General features: G+C 59.2%; 16 protein-coding genes and 1 tRNA gene. 5 read left to right on the top strand and 12 right to left on the bottom strand.

Going from position 1 to position 19,821, the window contains the following annotated elements:
* Positions 1-94 precede the first annotated feature (94 nt).
* The 4 genes from queE (at position 95) to nadA (ending at position 2,904) form a co-directional block, all read left to right on the top strand.
* Positions 95-742 carry a 7-carboxy-7-deazaguanine synthase QueE gene (gene queE, locus IEQ42_RS09585; protein WP_210703351.1) on the top strand — a complete coding sequence of 216 codons (648 nt, stop codon included), beginning with the start codon at positions 95-97 and terminating at the stop codon, positions 740-742.
* A gap of 1 nt (position 743) precedes the next feature.
* Positions 744-1,436 carry a 7-cyano-7-deazaguanine synthase QueC gene (gene queC / locus IEQ42_RS09580; protein ID WP_042560633.1) on the top strand — a complete coding sequence of 231 codons (693 nt, stop codon included), beginning with the start codon at positions 744-746 and terminating at the stop codon, positions 1,434-1,436.
* A gap of 62 nt (positions 1,437-1,498) precedes the next feature.
* Positions 1,499-1,574 (top strand) — tRNA-Lys (locus IEQ42_RS09575).
* A 271-nt stretch (positions 1,575-1,845) separates the two neighbouring features.
* Complete coding sequence (gene nadA / locus IEQ42_RS09570) at positions 1,846-2,904, top strand: quinolinate synthase NadA (RefSeq protein WP_210703350.1); 1,059 nt, start codon at positions 1,846-1,848, stop codon at positions 2,902-2,904.
* Between the two features lie 134 nt (positions 2,905-3,038).
* Here the strand turns inward: nadA and IEQ42_RS09565 are convergent, their stop codons facing one another.
* The 12 genes from IEQ42_RS09565 to arcD (IEQ42_RS09510) form a co-directional block, all read right to left on the bottom strand.
* Positions 3,039-3,527 carry an RDD family protein gene (locus IEQ42_RS09565; protein WP_042560631.1) on the bottom strand — a complete coding sequence of 163 codons (489 nt, stop codon included), beginning with the start codon at positions 3,525-3,527 and terminating at the stop codon, positions 3,039-3,041.
* Between the two features lie 97 nt (positions 3,528-3,624).
* Positions 3,625-3,837 (bottom strand): cold-shock protein, encoded by a 213-nt coding sequence (locus IEQ42_RS09560; RefSeq protein ID WP_003227496.1) that lies wholly within the window; start codon positions 3,835-3,837, stop codon positions 3,625-3,627.
* A gap of 404 nt (positions 3,838-4,241) precedes the next feature.
* Complete coding sequence (gene gcvT / locus IEQ42_RS09555) at positions 4,242-5,366, bottom strand: glycine cleavage system aminomethyltransferase GcvT (protein WP_210703349.1); 1,125 nt, start codon at positions 5,364-5,366, stop codon at positions 4,242-4,244.
* A gap of 138 nt (positions 5,367-5,504) precedes the next feature.
* Positions 5,505-6,881 (bottom strand): L-serine ammonia-lyase, encoded by a 1,377-nt coding sequence (locus IEQ42_RS09550; protein ID WP_210703348.1) that lies wholly within the window; start codon positions 6,879-6,881, stop codon positions 5,505-5,507.
* Positions 6,882-7,086: 205 nt separating this feature from the next.
* A complete protein-coding gene (gene gcvP, locus IEQ42_RS09545) occupies positions 7,087-9,939 on the bottom strand; it encodes an aminomethyl-transferring glycine dehydrogenase (RefSeq protein ID WP_210703347.1) in 2,853 nt (950 codons plus the stop codon).
* Between the two features lie 11 nt (positions 9,940-9,950).
* Positions 9,951-10,334 (bottom strand): glycine cleavage system protein GcvH, encoded by a 384-nt coding sequence (gene gcvH, locus IEQ42_RS09540; RefSeq protein WP_042560627.1) that lies wholly within the window; start codon positions 10,332-10,334, stop codon positions 9,951-9,953.
* A 429-nt stretch (positions 10,335-10,763) separates the two neighbouring features.
* Positions 10,764-12,272 carry a sigma-54-dependent transcriptional regulator gene (locus IEQ42_RS09535; protein ID WP_150592874.1) on the bottom strand — a complete coding sequence of 503 codons (1,509 nt, stop codon included), beginning with the start codon at positions 12,270-12,272 and terminating at the stop codon, positions 10,764-10,766.
* A gap of 246 nt (positions 12,273-12,518) precedes the next feature.
* Complete coding sequence (locus tag IEQ42_RS09530; RefSeq protein ID WP_210703346.1) at positions 12,519-12,881, bottom strand: DUF5064 family protein; 363 nt, start codon at positions 12,879-12,881, stop codon at positions 12,519-12,521.
* A gap of 62 nt (positions 12,882-12,943) precedes the next feature.
* A complete protein-coding gene (gene arcC / locus IEQ42_RS09525) occupies positions 12,944-13,873 on the bottom strand; it encodes a carbamate kinase (RefSeq protein ID WP_210703345.1) in 930 nt (309 codons plus the stop codon).
* Positions 13,874-14,065: 192 nt separating this feature from the next.
* Positions 14,066-15,076, bottom strand: a complete 1,011-nt coding sequence (locus IEQ42_RS09520) for an ornithine carbamoyltransferase (protein ID WP_042560622.1) — start codon at positions 15,074-15,076, stop codon at positions 14,066-14,068.
* Between the two features lie 69 nt (positions 15,077-15,145).
* A complete protein-coding gene (gene arcA, locus IEQ42_RS09515) occupies positions 15,146-16,402 on the bottom strand; it encodes an arginine deiminase (protein ID WP_150592878.1) in 1,257 nt (418 codons plus the stop codon).
* A 34-nt stretch (positions 16,403-16,436) separates the two neighbouring features.
* A complete protein-coding gene (arcD, locus tag IEQ42_RS09510) occupies positions 16,437-17,864 on the bottom strand; it encodes an arginine-ornithine antiporter (RefSeq protein WP_150592879.1) in 1,428 nt (475 codons plus the stop codon).
* Between the two features lie 421 nt (positions 17,865-18,285).
* Between arcD (IEQ42_RS09510) and arcD (IEQ42_RS09505) the strand changes: the two genes are divergently transcribed.
* A complete protein-coding gene (arcD, locus tag IEQ42_RS09505) occupies positions 18,286-19,713 on the top strand; it encodes an arginine-ornithine antiporter (RefSeq protein WP_210703344.1) in 1,428 nt (475 codons plus the stop codon).
* Positions 19,714-19,821: the final 108 nt, after the last annotated feature.

The raw sequence follows: 19,821 nt of genomic DNA, 5'->3' as shown, positions 1-19,821 counted from the left end.
GAAACACGCTTCTTGTGGTCCGCGCGTTGGCGCGATTACCTGAAGTGCCTGACGGAGGCGGACAGCCTGTTTAGCTGTTACGCCCGTGGCGACTATGCAAGACACATTGAGAATCACCGAAGTTTTCTACTCTTTGCAGGGGGAAACGCGGACTGCCGGGCTGCCCACTGTTTTTGTGCGCCTGACCGGTTGCCCTTTGCGTTGCCAATACTGCGACAGTGCCTACGCGTTCAGCGGCGGCACCGTCCGCACGCTCGACGATATCCTCGAACAAGTGGCCGGATTTCGTCCGCGTTACGTCTGTGTCACCGGCGGTGAGCCGCTGGCGCAGCCGAACGCCATTCCCTTGCTCAAACAGCTGTGTGATGCCGGTTATGAGGTCTCGCTGGAAACCAGCGGTGCTCTCGATATTTCGGCGGTCGACCCGCGCGTCAGTCGCGTGGTTGACCTGAAGACACCGGGCTCGAAAGAAGCCCATCGCAACCTTTACGAAAATATCGAACTGCTGAAGCCCAACGATCAGGTGAAGTTTGTCATCTGCTCGCGGGAAGACTACGACTGGGCGGTGTCCAAACTGATCCAGTACGGGCTCGACCGGCGTGCCGGCGAAGTTCTGTTTTCTCCAAGTCACCATGACCTCAACGCAAGGGAACTGGCGGATTGGGTGGTGGCGGACAACCTGCCAGTGCGGTTGCAACTGCAGCTGCATAAATATCTATGGAATGATGAGCCGGGGCGCTGAAATGACTGAACAACTGAACACAACCGAAAAACGTGCGGTGATCCTGCTGTCCGGTGGTCTGGACTCGGCAACGGTCGTGGCCATGGCCCGCGCTGAAGGGTACGCCTGCTACACCATGAGTTTCGATTACGGCCAGCGCTCCCATGCTGAATTGCATGCCGCTGCGCGCGTCGCTCGCGACCTGGGTGTGGTCGAGCACAAGGTGATCGGCATCAACCTGAATGGCATGGGCGGCTCGGCACTGACCGACACCAGCATTGATATCCCTGAAGAGCTGGGTGAGGGCATCCCGGTCACTTACGTGCCGGCACGCAACACGGTGTTCCTGTCTCTGGCGTTGGGTTGGGCTGAAGTGCTCGGCGCTCGCGACATCTTCATCGGTGTGAACGCGGTGGACTACTCCGGCTATCCGGATTGCCGTCCCGAGTTCATCGAGTCGTTCGAGCGCATGGCCAATCTGGCGACCAAGGCCGGCGTCGAGGGTGATGGTTTCCGCATCCAGGCGCCGTTGCAGAACCTGAGCAAGGCGCAGATCGTCCAGGCGGGCGTGAAGCTGGGCGTTGATTACGGGCTGACTGTTTCCTGCTATCAGGCCGATGATGAAGGCCGTGCCTGTGGTAAATGCGATAGCTGCCGCCTGCGCGCAGAAGGCTTTGCAGCGGCCGGCGTGAGCGATCCAACACCTTATTTTTGATTATTTTCAAAAAGGTGTTGAATAGTCCTTAAAAATCAGTATTATACGCGCCACCACACAGCGGGTCGTTAGCTCAGTTGGTAGAGCAGTTGGCTTTTAACCAATTGGTCGTAGGTTCGAATCCCACACGACCCACCATTTTTGGCGGTTTAGAAAATCCGGAAGGCCCACGCAAGTGAGGATTTCCGGGTTTTTTTTTGCCTGTGATTTGGACGTGCGTTGTTCCAGTGCAAGTTGCGCTGACGCAGGTCAGAATCATCTTTTGTATCCCCGGGATATTCTGTAGCCTTGCGCAGCTTCAACGCTGTCCGTGCCTGATAAAACTCACTCTCCCGGCGGTACCCTCAAGCGGTCCGGAGCCGGGTGTATACTCGACTTTCGCGCGAAAGCGCCTGCAGGTCTTGCGAACATGACGCAGATTTCCGAACGCCTTCTGGTTCAAGCCCACCTCGACGCCAAACAGCCCAAACCGCTGACTGCCGAGGAAGAGGCTTATTACCGTTCCGCCATCGCCGCAGAGCTCAAGGCTCAGGACGCGGTGCTGGTTGCCCACTTCTATTGCGATCCTGTGATTCAGGCCTTGGCCGAAGAAACCGGTGGCTGTGTATCCGACTCTCTGGAAATGGCCCGCTTCGGCAATGCCCATCCGGCCAAGACCGTGGTAGTCGCCGGCGTAAAGTTCATGGGTGAGACCGCCAAAATTCTCAACCCGGAAAAACGCGTGCTGATGCCAACCCTGGAAGCGACTTGCTCGCTGGACCTGGGCTGCCCGGTTGACGAATTCTCGGCGTTCTGCGATCAGCACCCGGAGCGCACGGTGGTGGTCTACGCCAACACCTCCGCTGCCGTCAAAGCCCGGGCCGACTGGGTGGTGACGTCGAGTTGTGCACTGGAAATCGTCGAAAGCCTGATGGACAACGGCGAGACCATCATCTGGGGGCCTGACAAGCATCTGGGCACCTACATTCAGCGCAAGACCGGCGCGGATATGTTGCTGTGGGACGGAGCCTGCATCGTCCACGAGGAGTTCAAGTCCAAGCAGCTTGAAGACATGAAGGCCTTGTACCCGGACGCCGCCATTCTGGTGCACCCCGAATCGCCGACTGCCGTGATCGAACTGGCAGATGCCGTGGGCTCCACCAGTCAATTGATCGCCGCGGCGCAGTCCCTGCCGAACAAGACCCTGATCGTTGCCACCGACCGCGGCATCTTCTACAAGATGCAGCAGCTGTGCCCGGACAAAGTCTTCATCGAGGCGCCAACCGCCGGTAACGGCGCCGCGTGCCGCAGTTGCGCACATTGCCCGTGGATGGCCATGAATACCCTTGAGCGTACGCTCAAGAGCTTGAAGGAAGGGATGAACGAGATCTTTGTTGATCCGGCGTTGATTCCGCAGGCGATTCGACCTTTGAAGCGGATGCTGGATTTCACCCAGGCGGCGCGGATGAAGCTGGCCGGTAACGCCTGAGATCTATAAGCAATACACAAAACCTGTGGGAGCGAGCCCGCTCGCGAAAGCGGTGTGTCAGTCAATGTTCAAGTCGACTGACACACCGCTTTCGCGAGCAGGCTCGCTCCCACATTGGTTTGTGGTGTGAAGAGTTACTTGGTCTTCTTCGGAACCCGCACCACGCAGGTGTCCGAATAGATGTCATGCCACGTGCGCTTCTGCTTGTCGTACAGCGACCAGAAGAAACCCAGCCCCACGCACAACCACGACGCAATCGACACCATAAACCGCAGCAACGCCTGCCACAGGCTGATTGCGGTGCCATTGGCGTTCTGCACGCGAATGCCCCACACCTGCATGCCCAGCGTCTGCCCACCATGGGTCCAGAACTTGGCGAAGAATCCAAACAATACCAATAGCAGCACGGTCGAGTACAACGGATCACCGTCGAGCTGTCCGGCGTCGGTCATCACCCGCAGGCGTTCTTCACCGATGATCAAACCCTGGATGAGCTTGTAAACGAAGCCGGTCACGATCAGCAGGGCGGTGCACAACAGAAAGTCGTAGAACATCGCGGCCAGACGACGGCCGAGGCCAACGGCTGGAAAATCGCCCTGGGGAGTGAGCAGGTTTTTCGACATGGCAGCCTCTGGACGCTTTAAGGAATTGCCATTTTACGGATTCGCGCGCACAAAAAAGCCCCTGATATCAATATCAGGGGCTTTTTCGTTACACAGATCAGGCCTCTGCTTGTACTTCGTCAGCCTGCATGCCTTTTTGGCCTTGCACTGCAACGAAGGTCACTTTCTGGCCTTCTTTCAGGCTCTTGAAGCCGTTGCCCTGAATGGCGCGGAAATGCACGAACAGATCCGGACCGCTTTCTGGAGTGATAAAACCAAAACCTTTCTCGTCGTTAAACCACTTGACGGTACCGCTCTGACGTGTGGACATTTCTTATTTCCTTTGACGCAATAAATTAATGACAGCCTCTTTCTCATGAAAGAGTACTGGGGCTGGTTGCAGGAGAGTAAGAAGACGTCGAACGGGATGTAGCTAACTTGTAGGCTACTGCCCAGGTCACGATTCCAAGCTGACCCATGCAAACACAGTGGGGAAACTCTACGCCAACTACCGGAGAAAAAACAAGCCCCTTGCAGGCCCGGTTTTGCTGCGCTTGATGGCACTTGGTCAATCCACTAGTGCAGGCTTAGACGATTAGCTTGTTCAAATGTTTTCGAACGTTATAAGTAAAGTTCATATTCGAATCGGTTGTTAGAAACTGCACTGTTTTATGGCGATTGCGTTACACATTAGTGCACGCATAACGCAATCGCGTTACTTATAGAAACAGTCAATCAACCACGGTAGTAGCGTTGTGGAACAAATGGCATTTTGCTTACAAGCATTTGCACCTTTTTCCCACGAACGATTGCCCACACTGGCGTATCGAGAGTGACGTAAGCACTGTCGAGGTAACCCATTGCCAATGGCCCGCCCAGCGTCGGACCGAAGCCGCCACTGCATACGCTACCGATGATGTCGCCGGCTTCGTTGACGATTTCCGCGCCTTCGCGCACCGGCGTGCGTTCCTGCGGCAGCAGGCCGACGCGTTTGCGTGCGACGCCATTTTGTTGTTGGGCGAAGATAGGTTCTGCCCCCGGGAAACCGCCGGCCCGTGCGCCATCGGCGCGGCGTGGCTTGGACATGGCCCACAGCAGGCTGGCTTCGATGGGCGTGGTTTCGGTGTTCATGTCGTGGCCGTACAGGCACAGGCCGGCCTCCAGGCGCAACGAATCGCGAGCGCCGAGGCCGATGGCCGCTACTTCAGGTTCGGCGAGCAGGGCGCGGGCGAGTTTTTCTGCGTCGGCGGCCGGCACCGAGATTTCGAAACCGTCTTCACCGGTGTAACCGGAACGGCTGACGAAGCAATCCACGCCGAGTAGCTGCACGCGGTTGAATTGCATGAAGGTCATCTTCGCCACTTCCGGAGCAAGACGCGCCAGTGCTGTTACCGCCGCAGGACCTTGCAGCGCGAGCAGTGCGCGCTCCTCGAACAGCGCCGTAATGGTGCACTGATCGCCAATGTGTTTCTGCAGATGCGCCAGGTCCTGATCCTTGCACGCGGCGTTAACCACCAGGAACAGTTCATCATTGCCGAGGTTGGCAACCATCAGGTCATCGAGAATGCCGCCTTGCTCGTTGGTGAACATCGCGTAACGCTGCATGCCCACCGGCAGGTCGATGATGTCTACCGGCACCAGGGTTTCCAGGGCTTTGGCGGCATTCGCGCCGGTCAGGTGGATCTGGCCCATGTGCGAGACATCGAACAGCCCGGCCTGCTCGCGGGTGTGCTGGTGCTCTTTCATCACACCGAGGGGGTATTGCACCGGCATGTCGTAGCCGGCGAACGGCACCATACGGGCGCCGAGTTCGATGTGCAGGGCGTGCAGCGGGGTTTTCGACAGTTGTTCGGTGGACATGCGTGGCTCCTTGAATAACGGGTCAGGATCAAAAGCCCCTCACCCCAGCCCTCTCCCGGAGGGAGGGGGGCTAAGTACGACCCTCTCCCAAAGGAAGAGGGCATCAAATTCACTTTCTCCTGACGGAGACGACATCAATCAGCATTCGATAATGTTGACCGCCAGACCGCCGCGGGCGGTCTCTTTGTATTTGCTTTTCATGTCAGCGCCGGTCTGGCGCATGGTGCGGATGACCTTGTCGAGAGAGACGAAGTGTTGTCCGTCACCCCGCAGTGCCATGCGCACCGCATTGATCGCTTTCACCGAGCCCATGGCGTTGCGCTCGATGCACGGCACTTGAACCAGCCCTCCAATCGGGTCACAGGTCAGGCCGAGGTTGTGTTCCATACCGATTTCCGCCGCGTTTTCGACTTGCTGCACGCTGCCGCCGAGGACTTCACACAACGCACCCGCCGCCATCGAACAAGCCACGCCGACCTCGCCCTGACAACCGACTTCGGCGCCGGAGATCGAGGCGTTTTCCTTGTACAGAATGCCGATCGCTGCCGCCGTGAGCAGAAAACGCACAACGCCGTCGTCATTTGCACCGGGAATAAAGCGAATGTAGTAATGCAGCACCGCCGGGATGATTCCCGCTGCGCCGTTGGTAGGTGCGGTCACCACGCGCCCGCCATTGGCGTTTTCTTCGTTGACGGCCAGCGCGTAGAGGTTGACCCAGTCGAGTACCGACAGCGGATCACGCAGCGCGGATTCCGGGTTTTTGCACAGCTGCCGATGCAGCGCCGCAGCACGGCGTTTGACCTTCAACCCTCCCGGCAAAATGCCCTCGTTGCGGCAGCCGGCGTCCACGCAATCCTGCATTACTTGCCAGATTTTCAGCAGGCCGGCGCGGGTTTCCGCCTCCGGGCGCCACGCGCTTTCGTTGGTCAGCATCACCTGGCTGATCGACAGGCCATACGTACTGCAATGAGCGAGCAAGTCCTTGGCGCTTTTGAAGGGGAACGTCAGTGGGGTGACATCTTCGACAATGCGGTCAGCGCCGGCCGCGTCCTCGTCGACAACAAAACCTCCGCCGACCGAGTAGTACTCGCGGCTGCGGATCTGAATCCCCGCCGCGTCGAACGCACGGAAGATCATGCCGTTGGGGTGATAGGCCAGCGGCTTGCGGATCATCGCCAGGTGCTCTTTCTCGTTGAACGCAATGCTGTGTTCGCCAAGCAGGTTCAGGCGGGCGTTGCTGCGAATTTCTTGCAAACGCGCGGCGACGGTTTCGGTATCAACGGTGTCGGGATGTTCACCTTCGAGGCCTAGCAACACGGCTTTGTCGCTGCCGTGCCCTTTACCGGTGGCGCCGAGAGAACCGTACAACTCGACGCGAACGCTGGCGGTAGCAGTCTGCAGGTTTTCACGACGCAAACCCTCAGCGAAACGCGCAGCTGCGCGCATCGGGCCGACGGTGTGGGAGCTGGAGGGGCCGATGCCAATCTTGAACAGGTCGAACACGCTTAACGACATGAGTGGTTCTCCGGTTTCTTGTTATAGGAATTGGCGAAACATCAGGCTTGGTACATCCCCCTGTGGGAGCTGGCTTGCCAGCGATGGCGGTGTGCCAGGCAACAAAGATGGAGACTGATCCACCCTCATCGCTGGCAAGCCAGCTCCCACAGGGATTTGTGGTGTTCTTGAAAGTGGGGGCAGGTAAGCCTGCCCCCTGATTCTATTAAGCGTAGCTTTCGATCGACGGGCAGGCGCAGACCAGGTTGCGGTCGCCGAACACGTTGTCGACGCGACCGACCGGTGGCCAGTATTTGCCTTCGATCAACGAGGCCACCGGGTAAACGGCTTGCTCGCGGCTGTACGGGTGAGTCCACTCGCCGACCAGTTCCGCTGCGGTGTGCGGAGCGTTTTTCAGCGGGTTGTCTTCCTTGTCCAGCGTGCCGTTTTCCACAGCGCGGATTTCTTCGCGGATGCGGATCATGGCGTCGCAGAAGCGGTCCAGTTCTTCCCTGGATTCGCTTTCGGTCGGCTCGATCATCAGCGTGCCAGCCACCGGGAACGACATGGTCGGGGCGTGGAAGCCGAAGTCGATCAGACGCTTGGCGACGTCATCAACGCTGATGCCGCTGCTGTCTTTCAGCGGACGCAGGTCGAGGATGCATTCGTGCGCCACCAGACCGTTGCTGTCGGTGTACAGCACTGGGTAGTGCTCTTCGAGGCGACGGGAAATGTAGTTGGCATTGAGGATCGCCAGTTGCGAAGCGCGCTTCAGACCGGCGCCGCCCATCATGCGGATGTACATCCAGGTGATCGGCAAAATGCTTGCGCTGCCGAACGGTGCCGCGCAGACCGCGCCTTCCTTGCGTTCCATCTGGCCGTGGCCTGGCAGGAATGGCGTCAGGTGCGACTTGACGCCGATCGGGCCGACGCCCGGGCCGCCACCGCCGTGGGGAATGCAGAAGGTTTTGTGCAGGTTCAGGTGCGACACGTCGCCGCCGAACTTGCCTGGCGCGCAGAGGCCGACCATCGCGTTCATGTTGGCGCCGTCGATGTACACCTGGCCGCCGTTGTCATGAATGATCCCGCAGATTTCGCGGATGCCTTCTTCGAACACGCCGTGGGTCGACGGGTAAGTGATCATCAGCGCGGCGAGGTGATCGCGGTGCTCGATGGCTTTGGCGCGCAGGTCTTCGATGTCGACGTTGCCACGAGCATCGCAAGCGGTCACGACCACGCGCATGCCGGCCATGTTGGCAGTAGCAGGGTTGGTGCCGTGAGCGGATGACGGGATCAGGCAGATGTCGCGACGGTCATCGCCACGGCTCTGGTGATAGGCGCGGATCGCCAGCAGACCTGCGTATTCACCTTGCGAACCGGCGTTCGGTTGCAGCGAGATCGAGTCGTAACCGGTGGCGGCGCAGAGCATCGCTTCCAGTTCATCGGTCAGTTGCTGATAACCGGCACTTTGTGCGGCTGGCGCGAACGGGTGCAGGGCGCCGAACTCGGCCCAGGTCACCGGGATCATTTCGCTGGCGGCGTTGAGTTTCATGGTGCACGAGCCCAGCGGGATCATGGTGCGATCCAGTGCCAGATCCTTGTCCGCCAGTTTGCGCAGGTAGCGCATCAGCTCGGTTTCGGAGTGATAACGGTTGAACACCGGGTGGCTGAGGATCGGCGACTGGCGTACCAGCGCAGCAGGAATGGTGCTCTGCACGGTGGCGGCGAGGGCGGCGAAGTCCGGCAGGGTTTTGCCGTCGGCGAAGACGCTCCACAGGGTTTCGATATCAGCCTGAGCGGTGGTTTCGTCAACCGACAGACCCAGACGCTGGGCGTCAATGACGCGCAGGTTGATCTGCTGGGCGTGAGCCTTGTCGTGCAGCGCAGCGGTTTGCGCGCCGGTAGCCACTGTCAGGGTGTCGAAGAAGCTCTCCTGCTCGACATTCAGACCCAGCGCAGTCAGGCCCTTGGCCAGAATCGCGGTCAGGTGATGGATGCGGTTGGCGATCTGGGTCAGGCCTTTCGGGCCGTGATACACGGCGTACATGCTGGCGATGTTGGCCAGCAGCACTTGCGCGGTGCAGATGTTGGACGTGGCTTTCTCGCGGCGGATGTGTTGCTCGCGGGTCTGCATCGCCAGGCGCAGGGCAGGCTTGCCGAAACGGTCAACCGAAACGCCGACCAGACGGCCCGGCATGTCGCGCTTGAACGCATCTTTGGTGGAGAAGTAAGCCGCGTGCGGGCCACCAAAGCCCAGCGGCACGCCGAAGCGTTGTGCGGAACCGATGGCAACGTCAGCGCCGAACTCGCCCGGGGCGGTCAGCAGAGTCAGGGCGAGCAGGTCGGCGGCTACGGCAACCAAGGCGTTGGCGGCGTGGAAGCGCTCGGTCAGTTCGCGGTAGTCGAACACATCACCGTTGCTGGCCGGGTATTGCAGCAATGCGCCGAAGAATGGCGTTACATCGGTCAATGCGTGCTCATCGCCCACGACCACTTCAATGCCCAGCGGCTCGGCACGGGTGCGCAGCACGTCGAGGGTTTGCGGGTGGCTGTGGATCGAGGCGAAGAATTGGTGGCTGCCCTTGTTCTTGCTCAGGCGTTTGCAGAAGGTCATCGCTTCGGCAGCGGCAGTCGCTTCGTCGAGCAGGGAGGCGTTGGCGATCGGCAGGCCGGTGAGGTCGCTGATCAGGGTCTGGAAGTTCAGCAGCGCTTCGAGACGGCCCTGGGAAATTTCTGGCTGGTACGGGGTGTAAGCGGTGTACCAGGCCGGGTTCTCCAGAAGGTTGCGCAGGATCGGCGACGGCGTGTGGCAGTTGTAATAGCCCTGGCCGATGTAGGTCTTGAACAGCTGGTTCTTGCCGGCGATGCCCTTGATCATGGCCAGTGCATCGGCCTCGCTCAGGCCATCGTCCATGCCCAGCACGCTGGTGCCCTTGATGCTTTCCGGGATGACGCTGGCGCTCAGGGCTTCGAGCGAATCGAAGCCAAGGCTGTTGAGCATGGCTTGCTCGTCACCGGCGCGCGGGCCGATGTGACGGGCGATGAATTCGTTGGCGGTGCCCAGGTTTACTTGTGTCATGTCGGTTCTCCTCAGGCTTCGGCTTGGGCTTTGATCAGACGGTCGTAAGCGTCTTGATCAAGCAATTTGCCGACAGCGGCGGCGTCGCTTGGTTTGAAGCGGAAGAACCAGCCTTGGCCCAGTGGATCTTCGTTGACCAGCTCAGGGCTGTCTTCCAGCGCCGGGTTCACTTCCAGCACGTCGCCGTCGAGGGGCATGTACACGCCGCTGGCAGCTTTCACCGATTCGACGGTGGCGGCTTCGGCGCCTTTTTCGTAAGCCTGCAGTTCAGGCAGTTGCACGAATACCACGTCGCCCAAGGCGTTCTGCGCGAAAGCGGTGATGCCGACAGTAACGCTACCGTCAGCTTCGGCGCGCAGCCATTCGTGATCTTCAGTAAAACGCAACTCGCTCATGGAAACTCCTCAGGGACCAGACTCGTCTGGTGGACGCGGTGGAAGGCTTGGGCCGGGAAGCCCTTATTTATGAGGAATTAATTAGCAAGATCGCGGCCAATGTAAATTTATATATATAAAACAATGACTTATTGATTTTTGATGGTGGGGCTGAGGACGTGCGCGTAGCGAAATCGCTACAGCATGAGGCGAAGAAAAAAGCTGAGCGGGATCAAAGCCTTGCACAGCGGTGACGGGAGGAGGGTGTAGCGATATCGTTCCGCTGTAGCGCTTTCAGTACAGATGGAGGTCGTTTTTGAACGGATTTCGAATCCGTCACATTCCCTGTGGGAGCTGGCTTGCCAGCGATTGCGGTGGATCAGTCACCCTCAATCGTGGCCATGCCGACGTCATCGCTGGCAAGCCAGCTCCCACAGGTATGCGGTGTTCTCAGGATTTGTTAGGGATGCCGTACTTGCGTAAACGATGGGCGATGGCGGTGTGCGACGTTTGCAGGCGGCTGGCCAGTTGGCGGGTCGAGGGGTAGCTGGCGTAGAGTTTTTCCAGCAACGATTTCTCGAAGCCTTCGACCGCTTGTTCAAGGCTGTCGACGTCACTGTCGGCCTGGCGCGCAACGGACGTACCGGCGATGTCGAGGTCGCCGATGTCGACCAGGCTGCTTTCGCAGATCGCGGCAGCGCGGAAGATCACGTTCTGCAACTGCCGCACGTTGCCCGGCCAGCGATTGCCCAGCAGTGCCGGGTAAGTGCCGGGTGCGAGGCGACAGACCGGGCGCTGAATCTGCGCACAGGCCTGCTGCATGAAATAACGCGCCAGCAACAGAATGTCCTGACCGCGTTCGCGCAGCGGCGGCACTTCAACATTGAGCACGTTAAGGCGGTAGAACAGGTCTTCGCGAAACGAACCTTCGCTGACCATTTTTTCCAGGTCGCGGTGGGTCGCGCTGAGAATTCGCACGTTGACCTTCACCTCGCGGTCACCGCCGACCCGACGGAAGCTGCCATCGTTGAGAAAACGCAGCAACTTGGCCTGCAAGTACGGTGACATCTCGCCGATCTCGTCGAGAAATACCGTGCCTTGGTTGGCCAGTTCCATCAACCCCGGTTTGCCGCCGCGCGCCGCGCCAGTGAAGGCGCCGGGGGCGTAGCCGAACAGTTCGCTCTCGGCGAGGTTCTCCGGCAGCGCCGCGCAGTTCAGTGCCAGGAATGGCGCGCTGTGCCGCGCACTGATCGCATGGCAGGCACGGGCGACCAGTTCTTTACCGGTGCCGGTTTCGCCTTGAATCAGCAGGGGCGCATCAAGGGCGGCAACGCGCTGCGCACGAGCCTTGAGGGTGCGGATCGCCGGGGATTCGCCGAGCAGCGCGTCGAAACCTTCAGCGTGGTCGTGGTGCAACGCCGAGAGCTGTTCGCCGATGCGGTTCGGTTGATACAGCGTGAGCAGGGCGCCAGCGTCGGTGATCGGCGTAGCGTCGAGCAACAGCGTCTGGCCGTTGACGGTGATCTCGCGCAGCGGCAGGCGAAAACCGTGCTCGAGCAGGGTTTCCAGCAGACCGGGATCGTTGAACAGCTCAGAGACGCCTTCGCCCGCCGGCTCACGCCCGTACAACGCGATCAATGCCGGGTTGGCCAGCAGCACTTTGCCCGCACTGTCGAGGGCCAGCACCGGGTCGGTCATCGCCGCGAGCAACGCATCGAGTTGCAAGTGCCGACGCTGGCCGGGGAGGATGTCGACTACCGTTACCGCTTCCACGCCGAGCACGCGAAACAGCGCATCCTTGAGTTCTTCGAGCACTTGCGGGCTCAGGGTCGGGGCGTCGATGTAGACGTTCGGCGGGATCATCTCCACGGCATCCAGATTAAGGTTGCGCCCACCGAGAATGGCCAGTACTTCCTGGGTGATGCCGACGCGGTCGATGAAGCTGACGTGGATACGCATGGGACGGTTTCGGGTTCTGGAGTGCGGAGGGGGGCAAGTATGCCTTAAATCAAAAGCACCCTCACCCCAGCCCTCTCCCGGAGGGAGAGGGAGCCGACCGAGATGTCTGGCGCTACGCGTCGACCTGGTAAATCGAGTCGATTATGGATTCAGTAATGCAGCATCAGGTCGGCGTAATACCGCAATATCCCCCAATCAGTCCCCTCTCCCTTTGGGAGAGGGTTAGGGTGAGGGGCTTTTTAAGGTTTACTCAAAACGCTCAAGATTCACCGGATCGCCGGATTTCATATCCAGCTGCTTGCGGATGTCTTCGAACATCATGTCGTAATGCTTGTGAACCGAGCCGATCTGGCTGTGCGTCTTCGGAATGCCGTACTTCTCGGCGATTTTCGTCACATTGTTGGCAAAGTTGTAGGCCTCTTCTTTGGGCAGGAAGAAGGTCTCTTTCATGTCCTTGCCCTGAAGGTTGCCATGCATCGTGAACTGGATGCCTCTGCCTTTTTGAGGATCGGTGAACACCTCGTAGTCGAGGTGCACGTTGTAACTGACGTCGTCCGGGGTCAACGCGTGCCGCTCAATGTGCAAGTGACCAGGTTCAAACTGGGCCATGGATTTCTCCTTTCAAGGCATGGGAGAAGGGCAGACCCTGGGCCTGCCCCCGGCGTTTCTGATTATCGATAGGTGATACCGGGTTTCGCCGTGCTGATCCGCGTACCGGCGCTGCCCTGGACAATCGCTTCGATGTCCGCCAGCGAACCGATCACCGCGACCTTGCCAGTATGGCGCGCGAATTCGCAGGCTGCCTGAACCTTTGGTCCCATGGAGCCCGCGGCGAAGCCCAGGCGTTCGAGTTCATCCGGGTGGGCCTCGGCGATGGCTTTCTGCGTCGGCTTGCCGTAATCGATGAACGCGGCGTTGACGTCAGTGGCAATCACCAGCAAATCCGCCTCCAGCTGTTCTGCCAGCAGCGACGAGCACAAGTCCTTGTCGATCACCGCTTCGATGCCCTTGAGGTTGCGGTTTTCGTCGTACATGGTCGGAATCCCGCCGCCACCGGCGCAGATGACGATGCTGCCCTTGTCCAGCAGCCACTTGATCGGACGGATTTCGAAGATGCGTTTTGGTCGTGGACTGGCGACCACACGGCGGAACTTGTCGCCGTCCGCAGCGATGGCCCAGCCTTTTTCGGCGGCAAGTTTTTCTGCCTCGGCTTTCTCGTAGACCGGGCCGATCGGTTTGGTCGGGTTCTTGAAGGCCGGGTCATTGGCGTCGACTTCGACCTGGGTGAGCAGGGTGGCGAACGGTACTTCGAAGTCCAGCAGGTTGCCCAGTTCCTGTTCGATGATGTAGCCGATCATGCCTTCGGTTTCGGCACCGAGCACGTCCAGCGGGTAAGGGCTGACGGAGGTATAGGCCGCGGCTTGCAGCGATAGCAGGCCGACTTGCGGGCCATTGCCGTGGGCGATGACCAGTTGGTTGCCGGGATGGATCTTGGCGATTTGCTCGGTGGCGATGCGGATGTTGGCGCGCTGGTTGTCAGCGGTCATCGGCTCACCACGGCGGAGCAGGGCGTTACCGCCCAACGCTACGACGATACGCATGGTGCATGTCCTTCTAGAGCGGAGGAATGGCAAACGACTCGGTCACACTGTCGCAACCGCGATTCACTGTGGGAGCGAGCCTGCTCGCGAAGGCGTCAGATCAGTCGACATCGCTGTTGAATGACCCACCGCTTTCGCGAGCAGGCTCGCTCCCACATTTGGAACCGGTTCCTTCAGTGGGAGCTATTTCAGTTAGATATCCGCCAACGCCGACACGATAATCGCCTTGATCGTGTGCATGCGGTTTTCCGCTTGCTCGAAGGCGATGTTGGCCGGGGATTCGAAGACTTCTTCCGTTACTTCGACGCCATTGGCCAGGTGCGGATAGCGCGCGGCGATGTCTTTACCCACCTTGGTTTCGCTGTTGTGGAACGCCGGCAGGCAGTGCATGAATTTCACCCGTGGATTACCGGAGGCTTTCATCATCTGCGTGTTGACCTGGTACGGCAGCAGTTGCTCGATGCGCTCGTCCCACGCTTCCACCGGTTCACCCATCGACACCCAGATGTCGGTGTGGATGAAGTCGACACCCTTGACCGCTTCTTTCGGGTCTTCGGTGATGGTGATGCGCGCGCCGCTTTCTTCGGCAAACTCTTTGCATTGAGCGATGAAGTCAGCGTGTGGCCACAGGGCTTTCGGTGCAGCGATACGCACGTCCATGCCGAGTTTGGCGCCGATCATCAGCAGCGAGTTGCCCATGTTGTAGCGGGCGTCGCCGAGGTAGGCGTAGCTGATGTCATGCATCGGCTTGTCGCTGTGTTCGCGCATGGTCAGCACGTCAGCGATCATTTGCGTCGGGTGGAATTCAGCGGTCAGGCCGTTGAACACCGGGACGCCGGCGTACTTGGCCAGCTCTTCGACGATTTCCTGTTCAAAGCCACGGTACTCGATGGCGTCGAACATCCGGCCGAGGACGCGGGCGGTGTCTTTCATGCTTTCTTTGTGGCCGATCTGGGACGACACCGGGTCGATGTAGGTGACGTGAGCACCCTGATCGTGGGCCGCGACTTCGAACGCACAACGGGTGCGGGTCGAGGTTTTTTCGAAGATCAGCGCGATGTTCTTGCCTTGCAGGTGTGGACGCTCGGTGCCGGTGTACTTGGCGCGTTTGAGGTCGCGGGACAGGTCGATCAGGTAATTCAGTTCGCGAGTGGTGTGGTGCATCAAGCTCAGCAAACTGCGGTTGCGCATATTAAAAGCCATGATGGATCTCCTTCGGTATCGGTTATCCCCCTGGCCGCACGTTGTAAGTGCCGGCCAGGGCTCAGAGGTTTAGTAATCGATTGGGTCGCGGATGATCGGGCAGGTCATGCAGTGGCCGCCGCCACGGCCACGGCCCAATTCACCGGCGCTGATGGTGATGACCTCCACGCCTGCCTTGCGCAGCAGGGTGTTGGTGTAGGTGTTGCGGTCGTAGCCGATGACCACGCCCGGTTCCACGGCCACCACGTTGTTGCCGTCGTCCCATTGCTCGCGTTCGGCGGCGAAGCTGTTGCCGCCGGTTTCCACCACGCGCAGCGCTTTGAGATTGAGCGCGGCCGCGACGGTGTCGAGGAAGCTGGTTTCTTCGCGGCGAATGTCGATGCCGCCCTGTTTGCTTTCATCAGGTCGCAGGGTGAAAGCGACGATCTGGTTGACCACTTCCGGGAAAATCGTCACGAGGTCGCGGTCGCAGAAGCTGAACACGGTGTCCAGGTGCATCGCGGCGCGAGACTTCGGCAGGCCGGCAACGATGACTTTCTCCACGGCTTTGTTCTTGAACAGATTCAGCGCCAATTGACCGATGGCCTGACGGGATGAGCGCTCGCCCATGCCGATCAACACCACGCCGTTGCCGATTGGCATGACGTCGCCGCCCTCAAGGGTGGAGCTGCCGTGGTCCTTGTCCGGGTCGCCGTACCAGATCTCGAATTCGGCGTTGGTGAACTGCGGATGGAATTTGTAGATGGCGGTGGTCAGCAGGGTCTCCTGGCGACGCGCCGGCCAGTACATCGGGTTCAGCGTTACGCCGCCGTAGATCCAGCACGTGGTGTCGCGGGTGAACTGGGTGTTCGGCAGCGGCGGCAAGATGAAGCTGGAGTGGCCGAGGAAGTCGCGGTACATCTCGATGATCTTGCCACCGAAGCTGTCTGGCAGATCATCGGCGGACACGCCGCCAATCAGGAATTCGGCGATGTGCCGTGGCTCAAGGCTTTTCAGCCAGGACTTCACTTCGCTGATCAGGCCCAGGCCCACCGAATCGGCGGTGACCTTGCGATCGAGAATCCAGTCCAGCGCTTCGGGAATGGCGACGATGTCGGTCAGCAGGTTGTGCATTTCCAGCACGTCGATCCCGCGCTCACGCATCTTGGTGACGAAGTCGAAGTGGTCGCGCTTGGCCTGGGCAACCCACAGTACATCGTCAAACAGCAGTTCATCGCAGTTGTTCGGGGTCAGCCGCTGATGGGCCAGACCTGGGGAGCAAACCATGACTTTGCGCAGTTTGCCGGCTTCGGAATGGACGCCGTACTTAACTTTTTCCGTGGTCATTGCAGTGATCCTCCAGAGATAAAACGTTTGGCAGTTACAGAGTCAGGAAGCCGTCATACAGTCCGTAGGCAGCCACCAGGGCGCCTACGACCACTGCGGCGAAAATCAGCTTCTCGACGTTGGTGAAAACCGGTTGTTTGAGTTCGAGCTTGGCCTTGGCGAACAGGATCGCGCCGGGCGCATAGAGCAGGGCCGAGAGCAGCAGGTACTTCACGCCGCCGGCGTACAGCAGCCACACCGCGTAGATCAGGGCAATGCCGCCGATGATCAGATCCTTGCGCCGCTCGGCCGCAAAACCTTCATAGCTTTCGCCGCGCACTGCCAGCAGCAGGGCGTAGGCCGCCGACCACAGATAGGGCACCAGAATCATCGACGTGGCGAGGTAGATCAGCGACAGGTAAGTGCTGGCCGAAAACAGGGTGATGACCAGGAAAATCTGCACCATCGCGTTGGTCAGCCACAGGGCGTTGACCGGTACGTGGTTGGCGTTTTCCTTGCGCAGAAACTCCGGCATGGTGTGGTCTTTGGCGGCGGCGAACATGATCTCCGCACACAGCAGCACCCACGACAGCAGCGCCCCCAGCAGCGAGATGATCAGACCGACGCTGATCAGCGCTGCGCCCCACGGACCGACCACGTGCTCAAGCACGGCAGCCATCGACGGGTTCTGCAGTTTGGCCAGTTCTGGCTGAGTCATGATGCCCAGCGACAGCACGTTCACCAGCATCAAAAACAGCAGCACGGTGATGAAACCGATCACGGTGGCTTTACCCACGTCGGAGCGTTTTTCAGCGCGGGCCGAGAAAATGCTCGCGCCCTCGATGCCGATGAACACCCACACAGTGACCAGCATCATGTTGCGTACCTGGTTCATCACGCTGCCCAGATCCGGGTTCTTCAGGCCCCAGATGTCGGCGGTGAAGATGTCCAGTTTGAAGGCGAAGACGGCGATCAACACGAACAGCACCAGCGGCACGACTTTGGCGACGGTGGTCACGAGGTTGATGAACGCCGCTTCCTTGATCCCGCGAAGTACCAGGAAATGCACCGCCCACAACAGAATCGAAGCACCAATGACCGCAGCAACCGTGTTGCCTTCACCGAAAATCGGGAAGAAATACCCCAGGGTGCTGAACAGCAGAACGAAGTAGCCGACGTTGCCCAGCCATGCACTGATCCAGTAGCCCCAGGCGGAGGAAAAACCCATGTAATCGCCGAATCCGGCCTTGGCGTAGGCGTAGACACCGCCGTCCAGGTCAGGCTTGCGATTGGCGAGGGTCTGGAAGACAAAAGCGAGGGTGAGCATGCCGACAGCGGTGATCGCCCAACCGATCAATACCGCGCCGACGTCGGCACTGGCGGCCATGTTTTGTGGCAAGGAGAATATCCCGCCACCGATCATTGAGCCGACGACTAATGCAACCAGTGCGCCGAGTCTTAGTTTTCCGGGAGCTTCAGACATTGCATGACTCCATTGCAGGAAGAGAACACAGCGTAGTTCTGTTGTCTGTTCAAATAGCTGACATAGATCAGTTCATGGTCACATTCCATTGTTAATGAATGACTTAGGGAGTCGCTTCAGGCATAAAGCGACCGTCTGCGAGGCCCGTTATAGAAGGGTTTTCGCAATGTGGTTGGGAATGGCTATTATTACTTTCGAGTTATGACGCTAGTTCTTTTTCCGGGTTTGGCAAATTTTTCCCTTCTGTTTTCAGTACAGAATTGATTAATCAGGATCAGCGCACAAAACTGTCTTAACGTGGTAGGCGTTAGCGTTATCCGCTATATATTTATTGGCATTAACTGATAGGCGTCATCCTGTTTTATTCATCTAATTAATTGTTGTTATAAATAATCGCTCACCACATTAGAGGGAGACTGGAATGTCGCAACCGACGCAAAAGCTGCGCCTTGGTGCGTTGATCGCCCTGGTGGTGGGGTCGATGATTGGCGGCGGAATTTTCTCGCTGCCGCAGAACATGGCGGCACGCGCCGATGCGGGGGCGATCCTGATCGGTTGGGGGATTACTGCCATCGGCATGCTGACCCTGGCCTTCGTGTTTCAAACCCTGGCCAATCGCAAGCCCGAGCTGGACTCCGGCGTCTACGCCTACGCCAAGGCCGGGTTTGGCGACTACATGGGCTTCTCGTCGGCCTGGGGTTACTGGATCAGTGCCTGGCTGGGCAACGTCGGTTACTTCGTTCTGCTGTTCAGCACCCTCGGTTATTTCTTTCCGGTATTCGGCCAAGGCAATACACCGATCGCCATTGGCTGCGCGTCGGTGCTGCTGTGGGCTGTGCATTTTCTGGTGATGCGCGGGATCAAGGAGGCGGCGTTCATCAACCAGGTGACCACCGTGGCCAAGATCGTGCCGCTGATCATGTTTATCGTCATCGCCGCGCTGGCGTTCAAGGCTGACATCTTTACCCGCGACATCTGGGGCCGCAGCAACCCGAGTTTCGGCGGGGTGATGGATCAGGTGCGCAACATGATGCTGGTGACGGTGTTCGTCTTCATCGGCATCGAGGGCGCCAGCGTGTACTCGGCACGAGCGGAAAAACGCAGCGATGTCGGGCGTGCCACGGTGATTGGCTTCATCGGCGTACTGGCGCTACTGGTGCTGGTCAACGTGTTGTCACTGGGGATCATGAGCCAGCCGGAACTGGCCAATCTGCAAAACCCGTCGCTGGCGGCGGTGCTTGAACACATCGTCGGGCCGTGGGGGGCGCTGGCGATCAGCATTGGTTTGGCGATCTCGCTGCTCGGGGCGTTGCTGTCGTGGGCGTTGCTCTGTGCCGAAATCCTTTTCGCCACGGCCCGTGACAAGACCATGCCGGCGTTCCTGAAAAAGGAAAACGCCAACCATGTGCCGGTCAACGCGTTGTGGCTGACCAACGTGATGATCCAGATATTCCTGCTGATCACGCTGTATTCCGCCGGCACTTACACCAGCCTGATTTATCTGGCGTCATCAATGATTCTGGTGCCGTACCTGTGGTCGGCGGCCTACGCGGTGTTATTGAGCGGGCGCGGCGAAACCTACGAACATGCCTCGGCCGAGCGCACCAAGGATCTGCTGATCGGCGGCATCGCCCTGAGTTATGCGGTGTGGTTGTTGTATGCCGGCGGGATGAAATATCTGCTGCTGTCGGCGTTGCTGTATGCGCCGGGGGTGATCCTGTTTGCCAAAGCCAAACATGAGCAGGGCGAGCCGCTGTTCACCACGGTCGAGAAAGGTATTTTTACCTGCGTGATCATCGGCGCGGGGTTGGCGGCTTATGGGTTGTACAGCGGTCTGTTGTCGCTGTGAGAACGCTCCCCTCACCCCAGCCCTCTCCCGGAGGGAGAGGGGGCCGACCGAGGCATTCTTTCGAGTTACATCGACCTGAACTATCGCGTTGATCTCAGGTTTTGGAGA

This window comes from Pseudomonas iridis (genome assembly GCF_017980685.1).
Classification (GTDB): domain Bacteria; phylum Pseudomonadota; class Gammaproteobacteria; order Pseudomonadales; family Pseudomonadaceae; genus Aquipseudomonas; species Aquipseudomonas iridis.
Note: the sequence above shows the minus strand (reverse complement) of the source record. Positions and strands in the feature narration are given on the sequence as shown.

Bases quoted from the DNA above. Each gene is read 5' to 3' on its own strand.
- IEQ42_RS09535 (WP_150592874.1), bottom strand. From the start codon at position 12,272: ATGCGTATCCACGTCAGCTTCATCGACCGCGTCGGCATCACCCAGGAA.
- queE (WP_210703351.1), top strand. From the start codon at position 95: ATGCAAGACACATTGAGAATCACCGAAGTTTTCTACTCTTTGCAGGGG.
- arcA (WP_150592878.1), bottom strand. From the start codon at position 16,402: ATGACCACGGAAAAAGTTAAGTACGGCGTCCATTCCGAAGCCGGCAAA.
- IEQ42_RS09550 (WP_210703348.1), bottom strand. From the start codon at position 6,881: ATGTCGTTAAGCGTGTTCGACCTGTTCAAGATTGGCATCGGCCCCTCC.
- nadA (WP_210703350.1), top strand. From the start codon at position 1,846: ATGACGCAGATTTCCGAACGCCTTCTGGTTCAAGCCCACCTCGACGCC.
- IEQ42_RS09520 (WP_042560622.1), bottom strand. From the start codon at position 15,076: ATGGCTTTTAATATGCGCAACCGCAGTTTGCTGAGCTTGATGCACCAC.
- IEQ42_RS09530 (WP_210703346.1), bottom strand. From the start codon at position 12,881: ATGGCCCAGTTTGAACCTGGTCACTTGCACATTGAGCGGCACGCGTTG.
- IEQ42_RS09565 (WP_042560631.1), bottom strand. From the start codon at position 3,527: ATGTCGAAAAACCTGCTCACTCCCCAGGGCGATTTTCCAGCCGTTGGC.
- queC (WP_042560633.1), top strand. From the start codon at position 744: ATGACTGAACAACTGAACACAACCGAAAAACGTGCGGTGATCCTGCTG.
- gcvH (WP_042560627.1), bottom strand. From the start codon at position 10,334: ATGAGCGAGTTGCGTTTTACTGAAGATCACGAATGGCTGCGCGCCGAA.
- gcvP (WP_210703347.1), bottom strand. From the start codon at position 9,939: ATGACACAAGTAAACCTGGGCACCGCCAACGAATTCATCGCCCGTCAC.
- arcD (WP_150592879.1), bottom strand. From the start codon at position 17,864: ATGTCTGAAGCTCCCGGAAAACTAAGACTCGGCGCACTGGTTGCATTA.
- IEQ42_RS09560 (WP_003227496.1), bottom strand. From the start codon at position 3,837: ATGTCCACACGTCAGAGCGGTACCGTCAAGTGGTTTAACGACGAGAAA.
- arcC (WP_210703345.1), bottom strand. From the start codon at position 13,873: ATGCGTATCGTCGTAGCGTTGGGCGGTAACGCCCTGCTCCGCCGTGGT.
- gcvT (WP_210703349.1), bottom strand. From the start codon at position 5,366: ATGTCCACCGAACAACTGTCGAAAACCCCGCTGCACGCCCTGCACATC.
- arcD (WP_210703344.1), top strand. From the start codon at position 18,286: ATGTCGCAACCGACGCAAAAGCTGCGCCTTGGTGCGTTGATCGCCCTG.